This window comes from Actinoplanes sp. CA-131856, from assembly GCF_050956135.1.
Classification (GTDB): Bacteria; Actinomycetota; Actinomycetes; order Mycobacteriales; family Micromonosporaceae; genus Actinoplanes.
In genome coordinates this window covers 5922932-5945211 of sequence record NZ_CP191849.1, presented here as the reverse complement: position 1 = coordinate 5945211, position 22280 = coordinate 5922932, and the positions used below count along the sequence as shown (strand labels likewise).

The window sequence follows — 22280 nt, the reverse complement described above, 5'->3', positions numbered from 1 at the left end:
ATGTTGCGCGGGTGCGGATTCAGGTGATCGAAGGGGCGCTTGTCGAGGTGCCCACGGCCGACGCGACGGGCATGGACCGGCGGGCGTTCGGCGAGTTCGTCGGCCCCCGAGGCGAGCTGGCTTCCTACGCGCTCGGGTGGACCACCGGCGCCGACCCGCACGTGGGTCGCTTGTCGATCGGCATCGGCGCCGGCAATCCCGGCGGCGGCACCTTCCACGCGGTGATCTTCGACCACGGCGACAGCCACGCGTTCTCCCTGATCGACGAGCCGTTCGAGAAGGTGCCGCAGGGCGGCCCCGACCTGACCGCCGACGAGGCGCGAGCCCACGAGGACCTGCCCTTCATCTGGGCGGTGGCCGACACAGTCATGGAACGCGACCGCCGTGCCTGGTGGTTGAACCATTGGCTGCTGGGCACCACCAGCATCCAGACCGGCGAGGTCTTCGAAAAGTCCGAGCCCATCCTGTACGTCAGTCACGACGCCGACGACGGCATATGGCAACTGATCGGCGCCTCCGACGCCAACCCGAAAACCGGAAAGCTGGGCCACCTGCACCACGCCGTCGACGAGGACCCCACCCTCCTCGACATCCTCGACCTGGCCCCGGGCGAGAGCGTCGAACGCGGCGGGCCCGGCCGGCCCTGGAAGCCGAGTCGATGATGGGCGCCAAGACCGCCCTGTTCGCCGTCGCCGACGGCGATCTGCGGCCCGCGCTCCGGCGGGCGGCCCTGGCCGATCCGGCTGTGGTCATCGACCTCGTCCGCTCGCTGGGCGTCGATCCGGGCAACGGCATCGTGGAGAACATCGGCGAGCCGTACGAGTTCGAGCTGCCCTACTGGGCGGGCGAGCGTCCCGTCGAGAGGACGTTCCCCGGCGAGGACGAGCCGTATCCTCTGCCCTTTCATCCGCTGGAACTGGGTGAGGACGCCCTGCGCGCGTTTTTCGGATTCATCCTGGAAGGCCGTCCCCACCCGGAGGACATCGAGCCGTTCGACGTTCCCCTGCGCGGCTTCCGGGTGGCCGACCCGACCGGGCGGGAACAGGCCGAACGCGAAGCCGCGGAACGCGGGCGCCGGGCCCCGCACGCGGCGGGACCCGGCCGATGAGCTCTAGTGCCAGCGCAGGAAGTTGTTCTGCGTCTGGGCGTTGAACTCGTTCGTGCGGAAGAACTTGGCGATGTTCGTCCTCGGGTCCTTCAGGTCGAGGACGTCGATGCCCTTGGCGATGTCGTTCGAGAAGATGTAGCCGTTGTACCAGTACGCGGACCACGAACCTCCGCCGACCGGTGTGGTCAGGGAGATGGGGCCGCGCTCCCAATAGGCGATCTCCTTGGGCTTACGGCTGTCCGTGAAGTCCCAGACCGAGATGCCGCCCTGGTACCACGCCTGGACCATGATGTCGCGGCCCGGCACCGGAATCAGGGAGCCGTTGTGGGCCACGCAGTTCTCGGTGTCGGCGTTCGTGCGGGGGATCTTGAAGTAGCTGCGGAAGACCAGCTTGCGCTTGCCCACGATGTCGTAGATGGCGTCGGCGCCGAGCTTCGGGCCGAAGCGCTCGTTGCAGGTGGCCAGGCCGCCGCCGCCGAGCTCGTCGGTGAAGACGACCTTCGTGCCGTTGTTGTTGAACGTGGCCGAGTGCCAGAAGGAGAAGTTCACGGTGTCGCGGACCGTCGTGATGACCTTCGGGGCGGTGCGCTTCGAGATGTCGAACAGGACGCCGTCGCCCATGCAGGCGCCGGCCGCGATGTCCTTGTCGGCGTACACGGTGATGTCGTGGCAGCCGGTCGTGGCGCTCTTGTCCTCGCCGTCACCCTCGTAGCCGCCGTCCGGGAAGATGACCGGCGTGGCGACGACCTTGGCCGCCGTCGGGTTGCGCTTGGGCACCTTGATGATGGAGATCTTGTCGTGCGGCAGGGCGCAGTTCGGCAGGTCCACCGTCGACAGGTTGTACGAGGAGATGTAGAGGTAGACGTTCGGGTCGCCCTTCTTGCCGGGCACCAGCGTCTGCGTGTGTGAGCCGCAGTCCGTCTTGACCGACTTGAGGTAGACCGGCGTCAGCGGGTTGCTGATGTCGAAGATCTTGATGCCTTCCCAGCGGGCGCCCGGGTTGTCCGTTGTGGAGCCGGCGCTGGTGCAGCCGTCGTCCGTACGCTGCGAGTCCGTGCCCAGGAAGAGCAGGTTGCCGCTGACCGACACGTCGTTCTGCGAGCCGGGGCAGACCACCTGGGTCGCCTCGAACGGCGCCTTCGGGTTGCGGATGTCGTAGACCGTGAAGCCGTTGTAGTTGCCGCTGTAGGCGTATTTGCCCTGGAAAGCCCAGTCGGAGTTTGTCGAGTTCGCGAACGGGCCGATCTTGTCCCGGTGCGCGACCTGCTTGAGGTTCGGGCTGCTGACGATCTCGTCGACGCCCGGGATGGTGTTCGGTTCGGCGGCCTGAGCCGCTCCGCTCACGGGTGCCGTGAGCAGGGCAGCCGCGAGCGCCACCGCGCCGATCGCGGCCAGGCGCCTGAGCCTGCGCCCTCGTGGGTGCGTCATGGAGCTCCTTCCGGATGACGGCGCGGCGAGGCAGGATGGAGCCCCACCGACCGTATTCAACTCTGTCGCTACAGTAATTGCCGGGGCCCGCCTCGGGAACATGTTTAGGCATCGATGAAGGGATTTGATGAGCCGTTCACGGACGTCAATGCTGATCGCGCTGGTCATCGTGCTCGCGGCGGTCGGGATCGCGCTGGCCGCCCGCTCCGGTTCCGGCCAGAAAGCGGCCGCGCCGCGCCCCAGCGAGAGCGCCGCGCCGCCGGTTCGGGTCGTGGTTCCCGGCAAACCCGGCGAGTCGTCCACAGTGACCGATTCCGACAAGGTGCGCGCGCCCGACGGCGTCACCTACAACGGGGCCGACGTCGCCTTCGTCCAGATGATGATCGCCCACCACGGCCAGGCCGTCGAGATGGCGAAACTCGTGCCCGGGCGCGGTCAGAACGGTCAGCTTCTCGCCCTGTCCCAGCGCATGCTGGCCGTACAGGAACCGGAGATCGGCTGGCTGCGCAACTGGCTCACCCAGCGCAAGTTGCCGGAGAACGACCCTTCGCACGATCACAGCACCATGCCCGGCATGCAGACCACCGCCGACATGACGGCGCTGGCCGGGCTGAAGGGCGCGGCCTTCGACGAGCGTTTCATCGCCATGATGACCTCCCACCACCGTGGCGCCATGCAGATGGCCGGCGACGTCATGAAGAGCGGCGAGGACGAGCGGCTGCGCGAGACCGCTGGCGAGATGGCCGTCGAGCAGGGCAGTGAGATCAGGAGAATGAAGGACCTTTAAAATTCGGTGTGCGTACGCATCCGAACGAGCCGCACGATGCTTCGCTCTCCGGCCGGCTGAACTGGCTGCGCGCCGGTGTGCTCGGCGCCAACGACGGCATCGTCTCCACCGCGGGCCTGGTCGTCGGGGTGGCCGGCGCCACCACCTCGACCGGGCCGCTGCTGACCGCCGGCGTGGCGGGCCTAGCTGCCGGCGCCGTCTCGATGGCGCTCGGCGAGTACGTCTCGGTCAGCAGCCAGCGCGACACCGAGAAGGCCCTGCTCGCGAAGGAACAGGCCGAACTGGCCGACTTCCCCGAGCAGGAGCTCGAGGAGCTGACCGCCCTGTACGAGGGCAAGGGCCTCAGCCCCGCCACCGCCTGGCAGGTGGCGGTGGAGCTGACCGAGAAGGACGCCTTCGCCGCCCACGCCGACGCCGAACTGCACCTCGACCCGGACGAGCTCACCAGCCCGTGGCAGGCCGCCGGCGCCTCCGCGATCGCCTTCACCACCGGCGCCCTGCTGCCGCTGGCCGCCATCCTGCTGCCACCGCCGGCCGCGCGGGTGCCCGTCACGTTCGCCGTGGTGATCGTCGCCCTCGCCCTGACCGGCTGGCTCAGTGCCCGCCTCGGCGGCGCCCGCCGCGGCCGCGCCATCCTGCGGCTGGTGCTGGGCGGCGCGCTGGCCATGGCCGTGACGTACGGCATCGGTAGCCTGGTCGGTTGAGATGACGCTGACCCTCTGCACCGACCTGACCGCCGCCGGCTGGCTCGCCACCAGCGACGTCGACTGGCATCAGCTGGTCACCTTCGGCCCTTCGGGCTTTCCGTCGTACGCCAGGGTGCGGTTCATCCCCGATCCGGTGCGCCCGGGCCAGGAGGAGGCCGACCACGAGGGCGAACCCGACGATCTGACCGAGACCCAGAGGGTCGGGTTCGCCGTGGAGACCCTGGCCCGCCACACGCGTACGCCCGGCGATTGTTACTTCGCGCTCTGGGACGGCTGGGGTGACGAGTTCCCCGGCCCGAAGGTCGTACTGCCCCATCGTGAGTTCTTCCTGTTCCGAGGCGCTTTCGCGGACTATGCGCCCGACTTCCAGCCGCCGGCGTTCGTGTGGCCGGCCGACCACGCCTGGTGCCTCGCGGCCGACGTCGACCCGCACTGGGCCGGCGTCGGAGCCACCGCCGCCGCCATCGCCGATTTGATCGCCGACCCGCGCCTCGACGTCGTCCCGGCCGACCCGTCGGCCGCCCAGCCGTTCTACTACTGACCGCGTCCCGAGGGTCTGACCGGTGATCGCGACGACGGCCGCGCCGGCCTCCCACCTGAACCCGAGGGCGAAGGTTAGATTGGCCCGGTGAGCGATACGTGGGATTCCTTGTCGGCCGGCGCCCTGAACACCTTGCGATGGGCCCAGGAGGCGGGCGCGTCCACGCTGGGCGAGGCCTACGACATGCTGGAACAACTCGAACTGAGCAACGACATCCCCGAGGTCCTGGGCGAGGACGACACCATCGAGAACGTCCGGGAGGACCTCGAGTACGCCTTGGAGACCATCGCCCCGGACACTCCCATCACGGCGCTGCTGTAGCTCACGAAGAGGTCACGTCGTGCACGTAGAGCCGTAGCACTGCCGCGGTCCCATCGGGGTGTTTGTCCGTGCCGGACGTGAAGTCACGGACGTAGACGAAGCCGCTCTTCTCAGCGACGCGGTTGGAGGCGACGTTGCCGGGGTCGACTCGGAGGGCGGCGCGTGTCCCGATGCGATTCTCGCGGATGAATTCGAGGATCAGATGTACGGCTTCACTCGCGACTCCGCGCCCGCGCGCCCACGGGTGGACGGCGTAGCTGATGTTGACGTCGCCGGGCTCCAGGCCGTCCGTGACCTCCGGGTCGCAGTCGACGTATCCGGCGAGGCGGTCATCGAGGCACACGCCGAAGCCTCGCTTGCCGCGCTCCGCGCGAGCGTTGGCGGCCAGGCGGCCGAAGTGCGCGGCCGTCGTCTCGGCCGAGCTGTAAGCGCCGACCAGCCAGCGAACGGTCTGCTCGTCCTCACCGGCGTTGTGCGCCGCGACATCCGCGTCCGTCAGAGCTCGCAGCGTGATCCTCATGCGGTGACCATAAGGAACCGCGGATCAGCAGGTCGAGTGGAACAGGCCGCCGACCGGGTGGTGGGGGATCAGATCGTTGTAGAGGCGTACGGCCTCGCGGGTCCCGGCGATGTGGAAGGTGATGCCGCGCTCCTCGAGGAGGGCGAGCATCCGCGGATCCGTACGGCGAGGACCGGGCAAACGCCAACACCACCGGCTGGCCGGACATGACCCGCGGCTACCTGGGAGCCCTGAAAAACCTCGACACGGGTTACACCGACACCGGCGCCCGCAAATACGACCCGGTGCTGGGACGGTTCATCAGCCCCGACCCGCTCCTGGTGAAACACTGGTGGGAACGCGCCACCGACTGGGTCGCCGACAACGCCAACACCTTCGCCGGCGCCGCCGCAGGCATCGGCACCTTCGTAGCCTGCGAAGCAGTAACCGCCGGCGCCGGAACTCTCGGCTGCATGGCCCTCAGTGGCGCCGTCGGCAACCTCGTCACCAGCGGACTCAACGGCGACATCCACAGCGCCACCGACTTCATCGACGCCGCCGCAACCGGTGCCATCGGCGGCATCCTCGCCGTACCTCTGGCCGCAGCCGACCTCGCCAGCCAAGCGGGCGCTATAGGCCAAGACATCAGCGAAGGTGACGTCGCAGGCGCACTACGCCGACGCGACAAGGTCTTGAGCTACGAGCCATTCGCTCCAGCGGCTGCGCAGAGTGTGCGAGTTTCGTGGCGGCAGAAGTCGGGCCCGACGAGGCAGGGGACTGCACCTCGAAGACCGGTGGCCCGCGATCCGTCGGGTGACGTCGGCGTGTTCAGGCTGCCGTGGCGGCTCGAATCGCGGCGTCTCATTTGCGGGATTGGCCCGTGTGATTCGGCGCCCGGAGCTAGTGTGATCCCGAACGTCGTCCCGCCGGGCCCCGGTGGCGGATCGTGCTCACGCACACCCTGGGGGAGTCTCATGGAGCCGGCGCGGGGCCAGGTCAGTTGCGGCGACCGGGCGCTGCACGACGCGCACCGGGTGCTCGCCGGCGCGCCGCATGCCTACGTCGCGATCGACGAAGCCGGCTATGTGGTGGCCTGGAACCCGGCCGCCGAGGCGATGTTCGGCTACACCCGCGAGCAGACCTGCGGGCGCCTGCTGGCCGGCCTGATCATTCCCGCCGAGCTGCGGGCCGCGCATCAGCAGGGGCTGGCGCGCAGCGCGGCCGGCGGGCCGAGCCCGATCCTAGGCCAGCACATGCAGGTCAACGCGATGCACCGGGACGGCCACGAGTTCCCGGTCGAGCTGACCGTTACCGCGACCGACGAACCCGGTGGGCGGCTGTTCCACGCCTTCGTGCAGGACGTGACGATCGCGCAGCGGGTCTCCCGGTTCGCCGCCGTCGAAGCCGCCGTCTCCCGCGGCCTGGCCGAAGCCGCCTCCAGCGACGTCGCCGGGGCCCGGGTGGCCGAGGCGCTCGGGGTGCAGATGGGCTGGCCCGTGGCCGAGCTGTGGCTGGCCGACGACGCCCGCCAGCTGATCGTCTGCACGGCCCGGCACGTGCGCGACCGGCGCCGCCTGGGCGATTTCGGGGTCAACGAACTAGAACCCGGTGTGGGACTGCCGGGCCGGGTGTACGCCCAGGCCGGCCCCGACTGGATCCCGGATCTGGCCGCCGACCTGCGCTCGTTTCGCAGCCGCGCCGCCGCCCGCATCGGCCTGCACGTCGCGGTCGGGGTGCCGGTGGCCAGCGGCGGGCACACCCTCGGCGCGCTGTGTGTCTACGGCGACCGGATCGAGGACCCCGAGGACACTCTGATCGCTTTGCTGTCCGGCATCGCCGCCCAGGTCGGGCAATATCTCGAACGCCGGCGGGCGGAGGAACTGACCGTCGAACTGGCCCGGACCAAAGACGAGTTCCTGGCCCTGGTCACCCACGAGCTGCGCAATCCGTTGTCGGTCATCACCGCCGCGACCGCGCTGATGGACGAGGACCTGGAAACGCTGACCGTCGCTGAGCAGCGCGAACAGTTGCGGATCATCGGCCGTAACGCGCACCGGCTCAGCGTAATCGCCGCCGACCTGTTGGATCTGGCTCGTCTGGAGGCGGGGCAGGTCGCCATCGACCCGGCCGAGACCGACCTGAGCGTCATCATCGGTGAGGCCCTCGACGCCCAGCGGCGGGCCGCGCTCGACAAGAACCTCACCGTCCGCGCGGACCTGCCCGCCTGGCTGCCGCTGTACGCGGACCCGGACCGGCTGCGGCAGGTCGCCGACAACCTGCTCTCGAACGCCATCAAATACACCCCGGCCGGCGGCACGATCACCGTCACCGCCGACAGCGACGACCAGGCCGACGCGGTGACGTGGACGGTCGCCGACACCGGCATCGGCATCCCGGCCGCCGACCGGCCGCACCTGTTCCGCCGCTTCTACCGCGCGTCCACCGCCCTCGACCGCCGCATCCCGGGCACCGGCCTCGGTCTGGTCATCACCCGCACCATCATCGAACGCCACCACGGCAGCATCACCCTGGCCGACACCGCCGGGCCCGGCTCCACCTTCACCATCCGGCTGCCCCGCAGCAAACCCGCCATCGGGCCCTGACAGCCGATGCCACCGCATCCATGCCGAACCGCGCACGGCCTCCGCTGGGTGGCTTCTCGCCTCGGGTCGTGGGAGTCATACCCGCGCGGGGACCAGCCCGGAGAAACCTCGCATATGCGCCGCCGGCCGTGGCATCCGCCGGCGGATCGGCGTTAACGTGCCTCATTCGCACCAGGTCGGGTTCGGCGGCCCGCCACCAGACGGCCGCGGACCTGGCGCCGCCGCCGGTCGACGTCGGCCAGCAGAAACCGGCGACACGTTGATGATGCAGCCAGAGGTACGCCATGACGTTCCCACCCGATCCCGGCCCCGAGCAGTTGGTCCTGGCGGTCAACGTTCGTGGAGACAACGACGTGGTGGTTCATGTCGCCGGGGACATCGACATGGCAACCTCCCCGGCCCTGGACGGCGTGCTCTCCGACGTGTTGCTGCAGCGTCCCGACCTGCTCGCGCTCGATCTCAGCGAGGTGACGTTCTTCGGCTCCGCCGGCGTGCACACCCTGGTGCGCTGCCATGCCGACGCCGATACGCTGGGCAGCCGGGTCCTGATCGAGCGCGCCGGGCCGCGGGTCACGGAGGTGCTGGGAATCTGCGGTGTTGCCGGCCTGTTCGGCCTTCCCGACTGAGACCGCGCAACGGAACGCCGGCGGCGGTGGGGCCGCCGGCGGCCGACCTCGTCGGCTCGGGCGAAGGCTGGGGCCGGGGTGTGGGCGCCGGCTTCGTGCACCCGTGGGTGAGCAACAGGTGGCCGCCGTCCGGGCTGGGGACGGCGGCCACCTCTTCAGGGGCTCAGGCCAGGACGAACGTGTAACCCTTGGCCTTGAGCTGCTTGATGGTGGCGTTCAGCGACGCCACCGTCTGGCTGCGGTTGCCGCCGCCGTCGTGCATCAGGATGACGGCGCCGTTGCGGGCGCCCTTCACGGCGCGGCTCGTGATGGTCGACGTGCCGGGGCGGGACCAGTCACGCGTGTCCACGGTCCAGCCCAGGATGCGCAGATTCTGGTTGCGGACCACCGTGCGCGTGCGGGAGTTGCTGGCGCCGTACGGGAAACGGAAGACCTTGGGCTTGACCTTCGTCACGCTGTAGATCTTGTTCTGGGTCCAGGTGATCTGGCTCTTGGCGGCCGCGTTCGACAGCTTCGTGAAGTTCGGGTGGCTGCGGCTGTGGTTGCAGAGCCGGTGGCCTTCGCGGACGACGCGGCGGGCGGTCGCCGCGTACGGGCCGACGTTGTTTCCGAGCATGCAGAACGTCGCCTTGACATTGTTGCGCTTCAAAATGTCGAGGATCTGCGGCGTGTACTTGGACGGGCCGTCGTCGAAGGTGAGCGCGACGGTCTTCTTGGCGGCGGCGACCTGGATGATTTCGACTGGGGCCGCCTGGGCCGGGGAGGACGGCGAGACGGCGATGCCGGACGCCAGCAGTGAGGCGAACGCGAATCCGGCGGCCAGGTTCCTTGTGAGCTTCATGCACCGACCTAGTTGAGGAGTGATTCGGAGGGCGGCAGACCGGGTTCGAACGCGACGGTGGATTCGGGCCGGTGGATGCTCGGTGACTTCTCGCTGAGCACTCCCGCGCGAAGGGCGTCGAGAATCGCCTCCGCCAGGATGTCCAGTTCGGACTTGTCGGAGTCGTCGTGGAACTCAGGGATGTACGACATCGGTGCCCCCACCTGTGCGCACGGCCGGTTGCCGTCCTGAGCGTGCGTCCGGTGGGTGTTCGCGGGCATCGGTCGAGTGACTGTTCCGGGGCCGGTCGTGTCCGACCTCACTTTCCGTTTGCGGTGCGATTCGTGCTAATCCAGAACGCATGACGATCTTGGACAACCCGGTGTGGGGCGCTCTGTCGGGTCTTCAGGCCGGATTCGCGGAGACGAAGGGCCGGGCGGCCCGTTTCGCCACGGGTGTCTCGCCCTTTCACGGGCTGGCCGACGCCGCCGATCCGGCCGCCTGGAACGATCTGGCCGCGCTGACGGGCGACGCCGGCCCGGTCCTTCTGCCGGCGGGCCCGGACGAACCTCCGGCCGGCTGGGCGGTCACGTCCATCAACCGGGGCGTCCAGCTTGTCGGTTCCCATGTACGCCCGGAAGCCGACCCCGACGCGCTGGTGCTCACCGTCGACGACGTCCCGGAGATGCTCGACCTGGTCGCCCTGACCCGCCCGGGGCCGTTCGGCCCGCGCACCGTCGAACTCGGCCGCTATCTGGGCATCCGCCGCGACGGCAAGCTCGTCGCGATGGCCGGCGAGCGCATGCGCCTACCCGGATTCACCGAGGTCAGCGCCGTCTGCACCGATCCCGCCCACCGCGGCCACGGCTTCGCCGGCCGCCTGGTCAGCGCCGTCGCCGCCGGCATCGCCGAGCGCGGCGACACGGCGTTCCTGCACGCCGGGGTGGGCAACACCAACGCGATCCGCCTGTACGAGAAGCTCGGTTTCAGCGTCCGGCGCCCGGTCAATTTCCACCAGTACGAGCGCCCTCAGGCATAGTCGACGTCGAATCCCCGCTCGCGGAACTCGGGCCGCCCCCGGAACGGATTGCCGCAGTTGACGAAGCGCACCCGGGGGATGCCCAGGATCGCGTCCAGGTTGGCGAACTTGCGGCTGTTCAGGACGTCGAGCTCGTCGAACCCGGCCAGCAGCGCGCAGTCGATCTCGGCGCGGATGCCGTTGAGCCGGAGCACTTTCAGGCTGGGCGGCAGCCCGGCCATCGAGAACCGGCGCCCGCTGCCGGCGATTTCGAGCGTTTCCAGCGGTGACCGGATGTCGGCCAGCACGTCGTCGTTGCGGACGCCGACCAGTTCCAGATGCCGCAGCGTGCTCAGCGCCCGAAGCTGTTCGCGTGGTCCTTCGAGGCCGTCGATCTCGGTGCGCAGAAATTCCAGGGGCGGCAGGGGATCGACGACGCGGGACAGGTCGGACCCCACGTACAGAATGCCCCGAACGTGGCCGGGCAGAGCGACCGGCGTTTCTCCCTCGCCGTGAATGACAAGCGTCCGCGGCACGCCGTCACCCAGCAGCCCGATTAGCGCCGCCGGCACCGTCAGCGACTCCAGACGCGGCAGATCCCCGAGCCATTCGGGCAGTCGGGGCCGGCGGAGTTGCGCCGCGCTCGGCGCGACGTCGAGCGCCCGCACGAGGGCCGGCTCGGAAGGCGACCCGTTCCAGGGAATGCGCGCCTCTCCGTCGCATTCACCGACGTTCCCGACGCAGAAGACGCCGTCCCCGTCCGGCGGAAAGACATAGCGGTAGCGACTCGCCTCGAAGAGCTCCACGGTGCTCGATAGTTCCAGGGGTTCATGTGGGTTTTGTAACGGCGCACAGCGGGCCGGGCGCGCTAAGCTTCTGCGCATGGCTGGCGAGGACGACATCTCCGGGTGAGTTTCCCGGCGGGCCGCAGGCGCGCGTGACACCACGCGCCGTTGCCGCGGCCTCTGTTGTCGTGCCTTCGTTCGCCGCCGGGACTCCCGTGAGAGCCCGCGATCTTTGGGATTCGCAAAATGTCCGATGGTTACATCGTTTGTTCCTCCCTGTCCTTTTCCTGGCCGGATGACACCCCGGTCTTCGACGACCTCTCCTTCTCCGTGCCGGGTGGGCGCACGGGTCTGGTCGCCTCCAACGGGGCCGGCAAGTCGACGCTGCTCAAGCTGATCGCCGGCGACCTGAAGCCGACCGGCGGCAGCGTGCACGTCGACGGGGTGCTGGGCTACCTGCCCCAGGACCTGCCGTTCGCGCAGGAGCAGACCGTCGCCCAGGCGCTCGGCGTCGACCGGATCATCGCCGCGCTGCTCGCCATCGAGAGCGGCGACGCCGACGAGGAGAACTTCACCGTCGTCGGCAACGACTGGGACGTCGAGGAGCGCACCCGGGCCGAGCTCGACCGGCTCGGGCTGGGCGACGTCACCCTCGACCGGCGCCTGGCCACGCTCAGCGGCGGTCAGGTCATCTCCCTCGGGCTCGCCGCCCAGCTGCTCAAACGCCCCGACGTGCTGCTGCTGGACGAGCCGACCAACAACCTCGACCGGACCGGCCGCGACCGCCTCATCGAGGTGTTGCGCACCTGGTCGGGGTGCCTCCTGGTGGTCAGCCACGACCGGGAGCTGCTCGACGAGATGGACCGCATCGCCGCCCTCGAACCGCAGGGCGAGGTGCGCTGGTACGGCGGCACGTTCACCGAGTACGAGGAGGCCGTCCGCAACGAGCGGGAGGTGGCCGAGCGGCAGGTCCGCAACGCCGAGGCCGACCTGAAGCGGCAGAAGCGCGAGATGCAGCAGGCCCGGGAAAGGGCGCGGCGCCGGGCCTCGAACGCCAGCCGCAACCTGGCCGACGCCGGCCTGGCCCGCATCGTGGCCGGCAACCTCAAGCGCGACGCCCAGGTCTCGGCGGCCAAGCAGGCCGAGACGCACGCCAGCCGGGTCGGTGACGCGCAGGCCCGGCTCGACCAGGCCAGCCGGGCCGCCCGCCAGGAGGACCGGATCGCGCTGGAGCTGCCCGGCACCAACGTCCCGGCCGGGAAGACGGTGTTCGAGGCGGACGGCATGCGGGCGGCGTACGGCAATAAGTTGATCTTCGAAGGTGTCGATCTCACGATCCGCGGCCCGGAGCGCATCGCGCTGATCGGCGACAACGGTGCCGGCAAGTCGACGCTGATGCGCGAGATCAGGCAGAGCGCGGCGGTCACCACGGCCTATCTCTCGCAGCGGCTCGACCTGCTCGACGAGAGCCGGACGGTCGCCGACAACCTGGGCCGGTTCGCGCCCGCGCTCACCGACGCCGAGCGGATGAACCTGCTGGCCCGGTTCCTGTTCCGCGGCGCCCGGGCCCATCTGCCGGTCGGGGTGCTTTCCGGCGGGGAGCGGCTGCGCGCCACACTGGCCTGCATCCTGTTCGCCGAACCGGCACCGCAGTTGCTGTTGCTCGACGAGCCGACGAACAACCTCGACCTGGTCAGCGTGGGCCAGCTCGAGAGCGCGCTGACCGCCTATCAGGGCGCGTTCGTGGTGGTCAGCCACGACGAGCGGTTCCTGGCCGAGATCGGCGTCAACCGCCGCCTGCGCCTGGCCGGCGGCCGCCTCACCGAGGATCGGGGTTAAATGCCACTGCTCTTCTCGTACGGAACATTGCGCGACCCGGCCGTGCAGCGCTCCACCTTCGGGCGTGAGCTGAACGGCCGCGCCGACCGTGTCACGGGCTTCCGCCTGGAATCGGTCGAGATCACCGACCCGCACGTCCTGGAGGTCAGCGGTCAGGCGCACCATCCCATCCTGGTCGCCACCGGCGATCCGGCCGACGGTGTGGACGGCGCGGTGTTCGAGGTGACCGAGGCCGAGGTGGACAGAGCCGACGAGTACGAGGTGGACGATTACCGACGGGTGGCGGCGCCGCTGGCCTCGGGCGGAACCGCCTGGGTCTATGTAGCCGCCTGACGGCCAACACTGGTCGAACCGGGGAGTCACGGCGGCCGGGTCCACGGTTACCGTGGGCCCGTGGAGCCGCTGTCCCCGGTCGCCATGCCCACCCTGTCGACGCTGGTCGCGGCGACGGTGTTCTCCACGACGTTCCTGACCACACGGGTGCACCGGGAGACCGGCCGGGCGGTGGACCGCGCGCTCGTGCTGGACGAGCTGCTGGCCACTGCCCGCCGCGACGGCAAGCCCCTCGACACCGACTGGTTCGACGAGCAACGGACGGTTTGCGAGAGTTCGCGGTACGACCGCCTGGCCACCCTGGTGCTCGCCATGAACGTGGTGCTCGGCTTGGCGGCGGCCGGCCTCGCCGTGGCGTTCGGCCTCGAGGCGGAGACCGAGTGGGACACGCCGCAGGGCTGGGCACTGATCACCTTGGGCGGCGTCGCGCTGCTGGCGTTGGTGGTCGGCGCGGTGGACGTGCTCCGGGTGCGCCGTGTCCTGGTGCGGCGGCTGGCCGAGACCACCACAGGTCAGCTCGCCGTGGCCGAGCGGGCGGTCCGCCGATTGGTGGCCGGCCGCCGCCGCGACCGCCGGCGGCGGTCACGGGCACGGGTGGCCACAGCCCGGGCCGTGCACACCTCGCGGGGTCTTTACGGGCCGGCGCACGCCTGGCGGGCCCGGGTCGAACTGCTCAGCCTGGCCGACCCGACCGCGCCCGATCACCTGCTGCGGGCGGGCCGGTGGCTCGACCTCGCGATCGCCGCCGGCCCGCCGTCGGCGCCGATTCTGGCGGCCAGGGCCCATGTCCACGAGGAGTTCGGCGCCGATCACCTGGCCGAGGGTGACCCGGCCCGGGCGGCGGCCGAGTTCGAGCTCGCGGCCAAGGCGTGGTGCCAGTGCGCCGAACTGCATTTCCTGACCCGAGCCGAGAGGTGCGGCGAGGAGAAGACCCGTGACCGGACTTCCGGCGATGGTGGCGGGGTGGACGGCTGGCTGCACCGGCCCCGGCGGCCCGAACCGCTCGCCGCGGCCCTGGACCGCCTGCCGGTGGGAAGCGGGCCGGCGTTGACCACGGCGCGGCTGCTGGCCCAGGCGGCCGCCGAACACCCGGACCGGGGGGACGTCGCGGTGCGGGCGCTCGGTGGCTGGCTCCACCGGTTGCTGCGCGACTTCGGGGAGGTCGCGACCCAGCTCGCGGGCCGGGAGATCCTGGAGAGCACCACCTACGAGCCCGCCCGTGACCTGGTCCGGCAGGTGCGGGCCGAGGTCGAGGAGCAGACCCGCCGGGCCCGCGAGGAGCTCGACCGGTTGTACGAGTCGGCGGCCCGCCGCCAGCGCGAGCTGGACCGGATGATCGCCCGCGACCGGGAACGCGACGAGACGCGCTCGGCCGAGGAACTGGCGTGGCAGGAGCGGACGATCGCCGAGGCCGTAGGGTCCAGGCCGGACCCGGTGGGCTCGGTGGACAAGGTGGGCTCGGCGGATCCGGGAGCCCGGGCCGACCCGGCGGATCGGGACCGTGATGGGCAGAAGATGCGGGAGGCCCGGGAACGGGCCGAGGACAGCCGCCGGCGGGTGCAGGAGCGCGGACGCGAAGTCGCGGCCGCCGCCCACCGCTTGCAGCGCCGCCGGGCCGGCCGGGCCACGGAGGCCGACCTGGCCGAGGACGGCCGGCTGACCGAGGAGCTGCGCGACGGATAGGCACCGGCAGGGCTCAGAGCGTCTCCCACAAAGCGTGGTCGGCCCAGGCGCCGGTGATGGCGACGTCGGCGTTCTGGCCTCGCTGGCGGGCGAAGCGCAAGGCCAGCAACTGCAGCCGCACGGTCATCGGGATCTGGGCCAGCAGGCCGTCGCCCGGGGCGGGCAGCACGTAGACGCCCAGGCCGGAGACGCGGGCGGCGTGGGCCAGGCCGGCCGTCAGCTCGTCGGACGGGGCCAGGGCCAGCAGCGTGTCGGACGAGCCGTAGGGGACGGCGGCGCCGTGCAGCAGGCGGTCGGGGTCGAAGCCCTCGCAGAGCAGGCGGGCGCCTTCGCGGATCTTCAGGGCGCCCTCGCGGGCGGTCACCGACCAGTCGCCCGGTCCCACGATGGCCATGGCGCGGGCGGGGATCGGGACGCTGTCGATGCCCGGGTCGGCGATCACCTGACGTACGGCCTCGGCGGTGTCCTTGATCTTCGAAGGGGTGAGGCCGGGAGCGCCGAGGCGGTGGGCGATGCCGGCCAGGACGGTGAGGGCGGCGGTGTAGCTGACCGTGTACGTCTCGGACTTCTCGGCGACCGGGGTGCGCACGGCGTCGGGCCAGTCCACGCCGGGGCCGGTGATCGACACGAGGGGGAGTCCGGCGTCCAGCACGAGCTGCCGGCTGCGCAGCGCGTGGGCCGTCTGCCCGGTGTGGGTGATGACGATGGCGGCGTCGCCGGGGCGGGGCGCGGTGAACCGGTTGGCGGCGATGGCGCGGGCGTCCCGGCCGGCCGTTTCCAGGGCGGCGGCGCCCAGCTCGGCCGCGTGCAGGCTGGTTCGGTGCCGACGAGCCAGATCCGGCGGGCGTCGGCCAGACGGTCGGCGGCGGTCACGGGCTCGTCGGCGAGGGCGGAGACGACGTCCGGCTGGGCGGCGATCATCGATGCGAGTGCGGTGGTCATCCGTCCATCCTCGTCGCGTCCAGGCCATTGTCAACACCGTTGACTTACGGCATCCTGTGCCCGTGATCATCGTGATCGGCGCCGGGCTGGCCGGCCTCCTCACCGCCCGCGACCTGCGTGACGCCGGGCGGGAGGTGATCGTCCTGGAAGGCCGCGACCGCGTCGGCGGGCGCACCTGGTCGGCGCCCTTCCCGGGCACCAGCCAGATCGTCGACCTCGGCGCCGAATGGGTCTCCCCGCGGCACCGGGCGCTGCTGGCCGAGTTCGGCCGGTACGGCATCGAGCTCGAACCGGCCGGCGAGGCGAACCCGGTGTGGCTGCTGGACGGGCAGCACTTCGCCGAGCTGCCGGTCGGCGAGGCCGAGCTCGGGCCGGTCCTCCGGCTGCTGCGCGACGAGGCCCGCCGGCTCATCGAGGTGGGCCCCCGGGCGTACGAGCCGATGTCCGACGAAAGCTTCGCCGAGACCCTCGACCGGCTCGGCGTCGGCGGGCGGGCCCGCCAGGTTCTGACGACCTTGACGTACGCCCTGATGGGCGCCGACCCGGACCAGTACGCGACAGTGGCCCTGGTGCGGGAGACCGCGGCCTTCGGCGGCGACCCGCTGGAAGCGTTGCTGGGTGAGATGCGCCGGGTCCGCGGCGGCGCCGACCAGTTGGCCCGGCGCGTGGCGGCCGACCTGGACGTGCGGTTCGGCGAGCGGGTGATCGCCGTGGAGAACACCGTGGTCACGACCGAGAACGCCGCGTACGAGGCGGACGCCGTCGTCGTCGCCGTGCCGCTGAACGTACTGGCCGGCATCGCCTTCGAGCCCGCGCTACCGGACGCGATCGCGTCGCTCGCGGCCGAGGGGCACGCCGGGCGCGCCGACAAGAAATGGCTGCGGGCCTCGGGCGTTCCGGCCGGCAGCGTGATGTTCGGCGAGGGGCCCCGGGAGGCGTACGTCATCGGCTTGAAAGAAGACGTCCTGGTCGGTGCCTTCGAGGTCGGGGATCCCGCGCGGCTGGCCGGCTTCCACGAAGGGGCCGGGGTGAGCGAGGTCTTCGGGCACGACTGGACGGCCGATCCGTTCGCCCGGGGCACCTGGCTCGCCTCCCGGCCCGGCCAATGGTCACGGTCGAAGGCCTTCTGGAGGCCGTACGGCCGATGGGTCTTCGCCGGAGGCGATCTGGCCCCGGAGTGGGCGGGCTGGATGGAGGGCGCGGTGCTCTCGGCTAGGCAAGCCGCTCGATGGTGTCCAGCAGAGCCGTCAGAAGGCCGGTGAGCACGACGTCGTCGTCGACGGAGGCGAAATGCGGGGCGACGGCGGCGATGTTCGGGAAGTCGGCCGCCGGCAGGGACTGATATTCGCGGGTCCAGGCGGACTCGTCGCCGCGGCGGCTCGACTCCTCCAGTGCGGCGTAGCCGCCGCACATGCCGGCGTACGACAGCAAGGTGTCGGCGAAGACCCGGTGGTGCACCGCCGCGAGCTGCCCGGAGAGCCCGGCCTCGCGCAGCGCGCCCAGAATGACCTCGACGGTGCGGAACTCGCCGGGACGCCGGGTCGTGCGCATCGCGACCGTCGGGGCGATCGCCGGATGTTCGACGAAGGTGCGCACCAGCTGGCGGCCCAGCCATTCGAGGCGGTCGCGCCACGGCAGGCCGGTTGGCAGCTCCTCGATGATCTGCCCGATCAGGCGGTCGGCCACCTCGAGGACGATCTCGTCGCGGTCGCGGAAATGACGGTAGACGGCAGTGGGATCGGCGCCCAGCTCCTTGCCGAGGCGGCGCACGGTCAGCGCCTCGGCCCCGGACGTGGCGGCCAGGCGGCTGGCCACGTCGATGATCAGCTCGGGGCTGAGGGAGGGGCGTGCCCGCACCTCACGCCTCCGGATAGGACGGCGTCAGCGGCGCGTCCGGGTCGAGGCTCGTCAGCGCGGCCGCCAGCAGCAGCCACACCTGGGCCGAGAGCGACGCGCTCAGCGTCTGCTGGTCGATCTCGTCGCGATGGTCGAACCACCACAGGACGCTGGAGTCGACCAGGCCGATCACCCCGGCCACGACATGCTCCGGCGGGCCGGTGCGCACATAGGCGGCCAGGGCACGGGTGAGCTGGGGGACGGCCTCGCCCGGGCTCAGCCGCACCCGGAAGCGGTAGAGGTTCGGGTGCATGGCCGCCCACTGCAGCACCCGGTCGATCAGGCCGTCGATGACCTGCGGCGGGGTGCCGCGGACGGTGAGCGACGGGCGGATCCAGGCGCCGAGCATCTTGGCCGCCTGGCGGGCCACCGCCTGGTCGAGCTCGTCCTTGCCGGTGAAGTGCCGGTAGACGTGCGGACGGGGGAGACCCGCGAGGTCGGCGATGACGGCCAGGCCGGGGTCGCTGCCGTGCTCCTCGATCGCCTGCACGGCGGCCGCCACGATGCGCTCCCGGTGGTTGACGCCGCCGGCTCGCCGCGCGGCGACGGTGTCCTTCCTGACGGCGGCTGAGCTCATCCGCTCACCTTAACTGGTACAGTCTGTACCCACGGTGGGGTACAAGCTGTACCTTTTCGCGAGGGGGAGTCATGGCCGACGCTGCCGCACTGCGTGACGTGCTCGACGGGCGCTGGGCGCACATCCGCCGGGCCGCCCGCGAGAGGCTCGACGACAGCCGGTTCACCCCGGTGCCGGGCGAGAGCATCGAGGAGGCCCGCTCGCGCATCACCGGCCTGCTGGCCGAACTGCCCGGCGAGCTCGGGGTCACGGCGGCGTTCCCTTCGGAGTACGGCGGCACCTTCGACCCGGGCGCCGCCGTCGTCGCGGCCGAGATGCTCGGCCACGTCGACCTCTCCCTGATGGTCAAGGCGGGCGTGCAGTGGGGCCTGTTCGGCGGGGCCGTCTCCGCCCTGGGCACCCATCGCCACCACGAGGCCTACGTGCGCGACATCATGTCGGCCGAGCTCATGGGCTGCTTCGCGATGACCGAGACCGGCCACGGCTCCGACGTCCACCGGCTGCGGACCACATGCACTTATGACCCGGCTTCACAAACGTTCGATCTGCATACGCCGCACGAGGCCGCCCGCAAGGACTACATCGGCAACGCGGCCCGCGACGGGCGGATGGCCGTGGTCTTCGCGCAGCTGATCACCGATGGTGGCGCCAAGGGCGTGCACGCCTTCCTGGTGCCGATCCGCGACGAGCAGGGCAACCCCATGCCCGGCGTCACCATCGGCGACGACCGGCACAAGGCCGGCCTGCTCGGCGTCGACAACGGCCGCCTCACCTTCGACCACGTCAGCGTGCCCCGCGACATGCTCCTCGACCGCTACGGCCAGGTCGCCGAGGACGGCACCTATTCCAGCCCGATCGAGAACGACACCCGCCGCTTCTTCACCATGCTCGGCACCCTCGTGCGGGGCCGCGTCAGCGTCGGCGGCGCCTCCTCGGCCGTCACCCGGGTCGCGCTGACCGTCGCGGTCCGCTACGGCGACGTCCGCCGCCAGTTCAGCGCACCTGGCCACGACCGCGAGGTGGTGCTCAACGACTACCTGGCCCACCAGCGCAAGCTGCTGGTCGCCCTGGCCAAGTCGTACGCCCTGCACTTCGGCCAGGAGGAACTGGTCACCAAGATGCACGCGGTCCAGGTGGCCGGCGCCGGCGCGGCCGAGCACGACCAGCGCGAGCTCGAGTCACGGGCGGCCGGCCTCAAGGCCGCACAGACCTGGCACGCCACCCACACCATCCAGATGTGCCGCGAGGCATGCGGCGGCGCCGGATATCTCTCGGAGAACAGACTGCCCGGCCTCAAGGCCGACACCGACGTGTTCACCACCTTCGAGGGCGACAACACGGTCCTGCTCCAGCTGGTGGCGAAGGGCCTGCTGACCGGCTACCGGGACGCCTTCGGCTCCCTGGACGGCTGGGGCCGCACGGCGTTCGTGGCCGACCAGGTCCGCGAGATGATGCTGGAGCGCACGGCGGCCCGCTCACTCATTCAGCGCCTGGTCGACGCCGTGCCCGGCCGCGGCGACGAGGTGGCCCTGACTGACCGCGGCTGGCAGCTGAAGATGCTGGAGGACCGTGAGAAGCACGTCCTCGAGGGCGTGATCCGCCGCTTGCGCAAGGGCGCCGCCACCAAGAAGGACAGGCAGTTCGACATCTTCAACGACGTGCAGGACCACGTGCTGAAGACGGCGACCGCCCACATCGACCGGGTGGTGCTGGAGGCGTTCGTGGCCGGCATCGAGCGCACCAAGGACGCCGAGGTGAAGGCCTTGCTGTCGAAGGTCTGCGACTTGTACGCCCTGACCACCATCGAGGCCGACCGGGGCTGGTTCCTCGAACACCAGCGCCTCACCCCGGCCCGGTCCAAGGCGGTGACCGCCGCGGTGAACGACCTGCTGCGCGACCTGCGCCCGCACATGCGCACCCTGGTCGACGGTTTCGCCCTCCCCGACACCTGGTTGGACGCCGCGATCCTGCGCGAGGAGCCCGCCCGCCAGGACACGATGGCCAAACACGACGCCGAAAGCTAGCCGGCAATTCCACCAGCAGCTTCATCGCCACCCGGTCAGCGGCGCCGCCAGAGCGCGGGCGTGGTCTGGTGCTCGGCCCGGAAACGCCGGATGAAGTAGCTGGCGTCGGGAAAGCCGACCCGGTGGGCGATCGCCGCCACCGTCAGGTCAGTCTCGGTCAGCAACCGACGGGCCTCCTGCATCCGCCGCTCGGTGAGCCACTGCTGCACGGTCCGGCCGGTCCGGCGGCGGACCGAGGTGGTCAGGTGCCCCGGGGTCAGCGCCAGTTCGCCGGCCACGTCGGCCAGCGAGATCGGCTCGGCGAACCGGTGCTCGATCACGTCGAACACCGCGGCCAGCAACGGCTCGTCGGCCGCGCGCAGCTCACCGGCGAGGTCACCGGCCAGCCGGGCCGCCGCGACCAGCACCAGCATCAGGTGTGCGAGGGACGCCTCCGGCCATCCGGTTCCCCGGGTCCGCAACTCGCCGTCGAGCGCGCTGATCCGCTCCATCCAGCCGGGCCGCTGCTCCCGTGGGACCCGCAGCCGCTGCGTGCGGTCGGCGCCGCACGCGAACGGGAACAGCAGCGGGTGGGATCGCCACGAGTACGCCCCGCCGCGGATCACATCGGCCGGGAAGAACACCACCCATCCGTCCTCGATGATCCGGTCGGCCGGCTGTGGAAAGGACAGGACCTGGCCCGGCGCGATCACGAACAGATCGCCGTCGGCCACGGTCCATGCGCGGTCGTCGATCAGGAAGCCGCCGCCGGCGCGATGTGCGTACAGCAGGACCAGGAAGTCGTGCGTATGCGTCTGCGGGCCGGGCAGCGGCTGCGGCGTCAGCGGCCGGCCGGGCAGCCGGATCACCGCCACCGGCGGGATGCCGGGTGACCGGCGGAACGCCGCGACCGGCACGCCGCCGGTGGTCCGCCGGGCCATCCGGGTCGGCCGTGCGTGCGCCGGAGCATCCGAAGAATGTCCTATCCCGGCCACGGACTCTGCGATGTCCTCGCTCTGCTGGGGCACGACGCTGAGAGTACGACCGAAGTTCGTCTGATCACTACTGCGGGAGGCTGTCATGACCGGAGCCGTACGGCCGTACATCCCGGCGATGGGCCGGCACTGGATGCTGTTCCTCTACGACCCGTTCACCCGGGCGGCCGGCATCTCCCAGGTGCACGCGCAGCTGCTCGATCACGCCGGCGTTCAGCCCGGCCACCGGGTGCTGGAGGTCGGCTGCGGACCTGGCGACCTGCTCATGCGGCTCGGCCGCCGAGTGCCGGACGCCGACCTGATGGGGATCGACCCCGACCCGGCCGCGCTGCGCAAAGCCCGCCGCAAGGCCGCTCGCCGCGGCCTGGCGGTGCGCTTCACGCTCGCGTACGCCGACGAGCTGCCGCTGCCGGACGACAGCCTCGACCGGGTGCTGTCCTCCTACATGCTTCACCACCTCGACGAGGAGCCCCAGGTGGCGGCGATGCGCGAGATCCGCCGGGTCCTGCGCCCCGGTGGCGAGCTGCACCTGCTCGACGCGGACGGGACACCACACCCGGGCCGGCTAGGCCACCAGCACCCGCGGCTGGCCGGGCACACCCCGGAACGGATCCAGGCGGTCATGCGCCAGGGCGGGCTGACCGAGGTCTCCCAGGCCGGCCAGGGCAGCCGCCGGATCGCCGGGCACTACTCCTTCTTCCGTGCGGTCGCCTGAGACAACGGGCGCCCCGGCGGGCCGTTCCGGAGGCCGGATGATCAGCGCCACGGC

25 protein-coding genes are annotated in these 22280 nt (G+C 71.0%); 15 read left to right on the top strand and 10 right to left on the bottom strand.

What is annotated here, in order from left to right; translation table 11 throughout:
• Window positions 1-11: 11 nt before the first annotated feature.
• Complete coding sequence (locus ACQP2X_RS27560) at window positions 12-662, top strand: hypothetical protein (protein ID WP_498686717.1); 651 nt, start codon at window positions 12-14, stop codon at window positions 660-662.
• Entirely contained in the window at window positions 659-1108 is a 450-nt protein-coding gene (locus tag ACQP2X_RS27555) for a DUF6928 family protein (RefSeq protein WP_498686716.1), read from the top strand. The genes ACQP2X_RS27560 and ACQP2X_RS27555 overlap by 4 nt, the downstream gene beginning before the upstream one ends.
• A gap of 3 nt (window positions 1109-1111) precedes the next feature.
• On the opposite strand, the gene ACQP2X_RS27550 is transcribed toward ACQP2X_RS27555, so the two are convergent.
• Window positions 1112-2536: an LVIVD repeat-containing protein gene (locus tag ACQP2X_RS27550; RefSeq protein ID WP_498686715.1), complete on the bottom strand. Its 1425-nt coding sequence runs from the start codon at window positions 2534-2536 to the stop codon at window positions 1112-1114.
• A gap of 127 nt (window positions 2537-2663) precedes the next feature.
• Between ACQP2X_RS27550 and ACQP2X_RS27545 the strand changes: the two genes are divergently transcribed.
• The 4 genes from ACQP2X_RS27545 to ACQP2X_RS27530 all read left to right on the top strand — a co-directional run bounded on the left by ACQP2X_RS27545 (window position 2664) and on the right by ACQP2X_RS27530 (window position 4892).
• Entirely contained in the window at window positions 2664-3323 is a 660-nt protein-coding gene (locus ACQP2X_RS27545; RefSeq protein WP_498686713.1) for a DUF305 domain-containing protein, read from the top strand.
• An 8-nt stretch (window positions 3324-3331) separates the two neighbouring features.
• Complete coding sequence (locus ACQP2X_RS27540; protein ID WP_498686712.1) at window positions 3332-4027, top strand: VIT1/CCC1 transporter family protein; 696 nt, start codon at window positions 3332-3334, stop codon at window positions 4025-4027.
• Between the two features lies 1 nt (window position 4028).
• Window positions 4029-4571 carry a hypothetical protein gene (locus ACQP2X_RS27535; protein WP_498686710.1) on the top strand — a complete coding sequence of 181 codons (543 nt, stop codon included), beginning with the start codon at window positions 4029-4031 and terminating at the stop codon, window positions 4569-4571.
• Between the two features lie 87 nt (window positions 4572-4658).
• On the top strand, window positions 4659-4892 hold the full coding sequence (locus tag ACQP2X_RS27530) for a hypothetical protein (protein ID WP_498686709.1): 234 nt from the start codon (window positions 4659-4661) through the stop codon (window positions 4890-4892).
• Between the two features lies 1 nt (window position 4893).
• Here ACQP2X_RS27530 and ACQP2X_RS27525 read toward each other — a convergent pair whose 3' ends face one another.
• On the bottom strand, window positions 4894-5412 hold the full coding sequence (locus ACQP2X_RS27525) for a GNAT family N-acetyltransferase (RefSeq protein WP_498686708.1): 519 nt from the start codon (window positions 5410-5412) through the stop codon (window positions 4894-4896).
• Window positions 5413-5436: 24 nt separating this feature from the next.
• Window positions 5437-5562, bottom strand: a complete 126-nt coding sequence (locus ACQP2X_RS27520; RefSeq protein ID WP_498686707.1) for a hypothetical protein — start codon at window positions 5560-5562, stop codon at window positions 5437-5439.
• An 803-nt stretch (window positions 5563-6365) separates the two neighbouring features.
• Here ACQP2X_RS27520 and ACQP2X_RS27515 point away from each other — a divergent pair.
• Both ACQP2X_RS27515 and ACQP2X_RS27510 read left to right on the top strand, forming a co-directional pair.
• Window positions 6366-7994: a sensor histidine kinase gene (locus tag ACQP2X_RS27515; RefSeq protein ID WP_498686706.1), complete on the top strand. Its 1629-nt coding sequence runs from the start codon at window positions 6366-6368 to the stop codon at window positions 7992-7994.
• Window positions 7995-8278: 284 nt separating this feature from the next.
• Window positions 8279-8620 (top strand): STAS domain-containing protein, encoded by a 342-nt coding sequence (locus ACQP2X_RS27510; RefSeq protein WP_498686705.1) that lies wholly within the window; start codon window positions 8279-8281, stop codon window positions 8618-8620.
• Between the two features lie 163 nt (window positions 8621-8783).
• Here ACQP2X_RS27510 and ACQP2X_RS27505 read toward each other — a convergent pair whose 3' ends face one another.
• On the bottom strand, window positions 8784-9461 hold the full coding sequence (locus ACQP2X_RS27505; RefSeq protein WP_498686702.1) for a polysaccharide deacetylase family protein: 678 nt from the start codon (window positions 9459-9461) through the stop codon (window positions 8784-8786).
• Window positions 9462-9469: 8 nt separating this feature from the next.
• Window positions 9470-9652, bottom strand: coding sequence for a hypothetical protein (locus ACQP2X_RS27500; RefSeq protein WP_498686700.1), 183 nt, complete (start codon window positions 9650-9652; stop codon window positions 9470-9472).
• A gap of 149 nt (window positions 9653-9801) precedes the next feature.
• Between ACQP2X_RS27500 and ACQP2X_RS27495 the strand changes: the two genes are divergently transcribed.
• Window positions 9802-10479, top strand: coding sequence for a GNAT family N-acetyltransferase (locus tag ACQP2X_RS27495; protein ID WP_498686698.1), 678 nt, complete (start codon window positions 9802-9804; stop codon window positions 10477-10479).
• Here the strand turns inward: ACQP2X_RS27495 and ACQP2X_RS27490 are convergent.
• On the bottom strand, window positions 10470-11264 hold the full coding sequence (locus tag ACQP2X_RS27490) for a hypothetical protein (RefSeq protein ID WP_498686696.1): 795 nt from the start codon (window positions 11262-11264) through the stop codon (window positions 10470-10472). The two genes, ACQP2X_RS27495 and ACQP2X_RS27490, sit on opposite strands and share 10 nt — an antisense overlap.
• Window positions 11265-11489: 225 nt before the next feature.
• Here ACQP2X_RS27490 and ACQP2X_RS27485 point away from each other — a divergent pair, with 225 nt between their 5' ends.
• Genes ACQP2X_RS27485 through ACQP2X_RS27475 form a run of 3 tightly spaced genes read left to right on the top strand, consistent with a single transcriptional unit; the run spans window position 11490 to window position 15098 of the window.
• Window positions 11490-13082: an ABC-F family ATP-binding cassette domain-containing protein gene (locus ACQP2X_RS27485; protein ID WP_498686694.1), complete on the top strand. Its 1593-nt coding sequence runs from the start codon at window positions 11490-11492 to the stop codon at window positions 13080-13082.
• Complete coding sequence (locus ACQP2X_RS27480; protein ID WP_498686692.1) at window positions 13083-13415, top strand: gamma-glutamylcyclotransferase family protein; 333 nt, start codon at window positions 13083-13085, stop codon at window positions 13413-13415. It begins immediately after the preceding gene.
• Window positions 13416-13475: 60 nt separating this feature from the next.
• The gene (locus ACQP2X_RS27475) at window positions 13476-15098 is read left to right on the top strand and encodes a hypothetical protein (RefSeq protein WP_498686689.1); all 1623 of its coding nucleotides are present in this window, start codon (window positions 13476-13478) and stop codon (window positions 15096-15098) included.
• A 13-nt stretch (window positions 15099-15111) separates the two neighbouring features.
• Here the strand turns inward: ACQP2X_RS27475 and ACQP2X_RS27470 are convergent, their stop codons facing one another.
• A complete protein-coding gene (locus tag ACQP2X_RS27470) occupies window positions 15112-16068 on the bottom strand; it encodes a hypothetical protein (protein ID WP_498686688.1) in 957 nt (318 codons plus the stop codon).
• 34 nt (window positions 16069-16102) lie between these two features.
• On the opposite strand from ACQP2X_RS27470, the gene ACQP2X_RS27465 reads away from it, so the two are divergent.
• Window positions 16103-17302, top strand: coding sequence for a flavin monoamine oxidase family protein (locus ACQP2X_RS27465; protein ID WP_498686687.1), 1200 nt, complete (start codon window positions 16103-16105; stop codon window positions 17300-17302).
• On the opposite strand, the gene ACQP2X_RS27460 is transcribed toward ACQP2X_RS27465, so the two are convergent.
• Together ACQP2X_RS27460 and ACQP2X_RS27455 are read right to left on the bottom strand one after the other, a co-directional pair.
• Window positions 17253-17897 (bottom strand): TetR/AcrR family transcriptional regulator, encoded by a 645-nt coding sequence (locus ACQP2X_RS27460; protein WP_498686685.1) that lies wholly within the window; start codon window positions 17895-17897, stop codon window positions 17253-17255. The genes ACQP2X_RS27465 and ACQP2X_RS27460 overlap by 50 nt on opposite strands.
• Before the next feature lies 1 nt (window position 17898).
• Window positions 17899-18513, bottom strand: coding sequence for a TetR/AcrR family transcriptional regulator (locus tag ACQP2X_RS27455; RefSeq protein ID WP_498686683.1), 615 nt, complete (start codon window positions 18511-18513; stop codon window positions 17899-17901).
• Between the two features lie 71 nt (window positions 18514-18584).
• Between ACQP2X_RS27455 and ACQP2X_RS27450 the strand changes: the two genes are divergently transcribed.
• Window positions 18585-20537, top strand: coding sequence for an acyl-CoA dehydrogenase family protein (locus ACQP2X_RS27450; protein ID WP_498686681.1), 1953 nt, complete (start codon window positions 18585-18587; stop codon window positions 20535-20537).
• A 35-nt stretch (window positions 20538-20572) separates the two neighbouring features.
• Here ACQP2X_RS27450 and ACQP2X_RS27445 read toward each other — a convergent pair whose 3' ends face one another.
• On the bottom strand, window positions 20573-21433 hold the full coding sequence (locus tag ACQP2X_RS27445) for a helix-turn-helix transcriptional regulator (protein WP_498701057.1): 861 nt from the start codon (window positions 21431-21433) through the stop codon (window positions 20573-20575).
• Between the two features lie 163 nt (window positions 21434-21596).
• On the opposite strand from ACQP2X_RS27445, the gene ACQP2X_RS27440 reads away from it, so the two are divergent.
• On the top strand, window positions 21597-22226 hold the full coding sequence (locus tag ACQP2X_RS27440; protein ID WP_498686678.1) for a class I SAM-dependent methyltransferase: 630 nt from the start codon (window positions 21597-21599) through the stop codon (window positions 22224-22226).
• Window positions 22227-22280: the final 54 nt, after the last annotated feature.

Bases quoted from the DNA above. Each gene is read 5' to 3' on its own strand.
- ACQP2X_RS27495 (WP_498686698.1), top strand. From the start codon at position 9,802: ATGACGATCTTGGACAACCCGGTGTGGGGCGCTCTGTCGGGTCTTCAG.
- ACQP2X_RS27500 (WP_498686700.1), bottom strand. From the start codon at position 9,652: ATGTCGTACATCCCTGAGTTCCACGACGACTCCGACAAGTCCGAACTG.
- ACQP2X_RS27440 (WP_498686678.1), top strand. From the start codon at position 21,597: ATGACCGGAGCCGTACGGCCGTACATCCCGGCGATGGGCCGGCACTGG.
- ACQP2X_RS27515 (WP_498686706.1), top strand. From the start codon at position 6,366: ATGGAGCCGGCGCGGGGCCAGGTCAGTTGCGGCGACCGGGCGCTGCAC.
- ACQP2X_RS27480 (WP_498686692.1), top strand. From the start codon at position 13,083: ATGCCACTGCTCTTCTCGTACGGAACATTGCGCGACCCGGCCGTGCAG.
- ACQP2X_RS27510 (WP_498686705.1), top strand. From the start codon at position 8,279: ATGACGTTCCCACCCGATCCCGGCCCCGAGCAGTTGGTCCTGGCGGTC.
- ACQP2X_RS27555 (WP_498686716.1), top strand. From the start codon at position 659: ATGATGGGCGCCAAGACCGCCCTGTTCGCCGTCGCCGACGGCGATCTG.
- ACQP2X_RS27545 (WP_498686713.1), top strand. From the start codon at position 2,664: ATGAGCCGTTCACGGACGTCAATGCTGATCGCGCTGGTCATCGTGCTC.
- ACQP2X_RS27505 (WP_498686702.1), bottom strand. From the start codon at position 9,461: ATGAAGCTCACAAGGAACCTGGCCGCCGGATTCGCGTTCGCCTCACTG.
- ACQP2X_RS27470 (WP_498686688.1), bottom strand. From the start codon at position 16,068: ATGGCCTGGACGCGACGAGGATGGACGGATGACCACCGCACTCGCATC.
- ACQP2X_RS27450 (WP_498686681.1), top strand. From the start codon at position 18,585: ATGGCCGACGCTGCCGCACTGCGTGACGTGCTCGACGGGCGCTGGGCG.
- ACQP2X_RS27485 (WP_498686694.1), top strand. From the start codon at position 11,490: ATGTCCGATGGTTACATCGTTTGTTCCTCCCTGTCCTTTTCCTGGCCG.
- ACQP2X_RS27520 (WP_498686707.1), bottom strand. From the start codon at position 5,562: ATGCTCGCCCTCCTCGAGGAGCGCGGCATCACCTTCCACATCGCCGGG.
- ACQP2X_RS27550 (WP_498686715.1), bottom strand. From the start codon at position 2,536: ATGACGCACCCACGAGGGCGCAGGCTCAGGCGCCTGGCCGCGATCGGC.
- ACQP2X_RS27455 (WP_498686683.1), bottom strand. From the start codon at position 18,513: ATGAGCTCAGCCGCCGTCAGGAAGGACACCGTCGCCGCGCGGCGAGCC.
- ACQP2X_RS27535 (WP_498686710.1), top strand. From the start codon at position 4,029: ATGACGCTGACCCTCTGCACCGACCTGACCGCCGCCGGCTGGCTCGCC.
- ACQP2X_RS27525 (WP_498686708.1), bottom strand. From the start codon at position 5,412: ATGAGGATCACGCTGCGAGCTCTGACGGACGCGGATGTCGCGGCGCAC.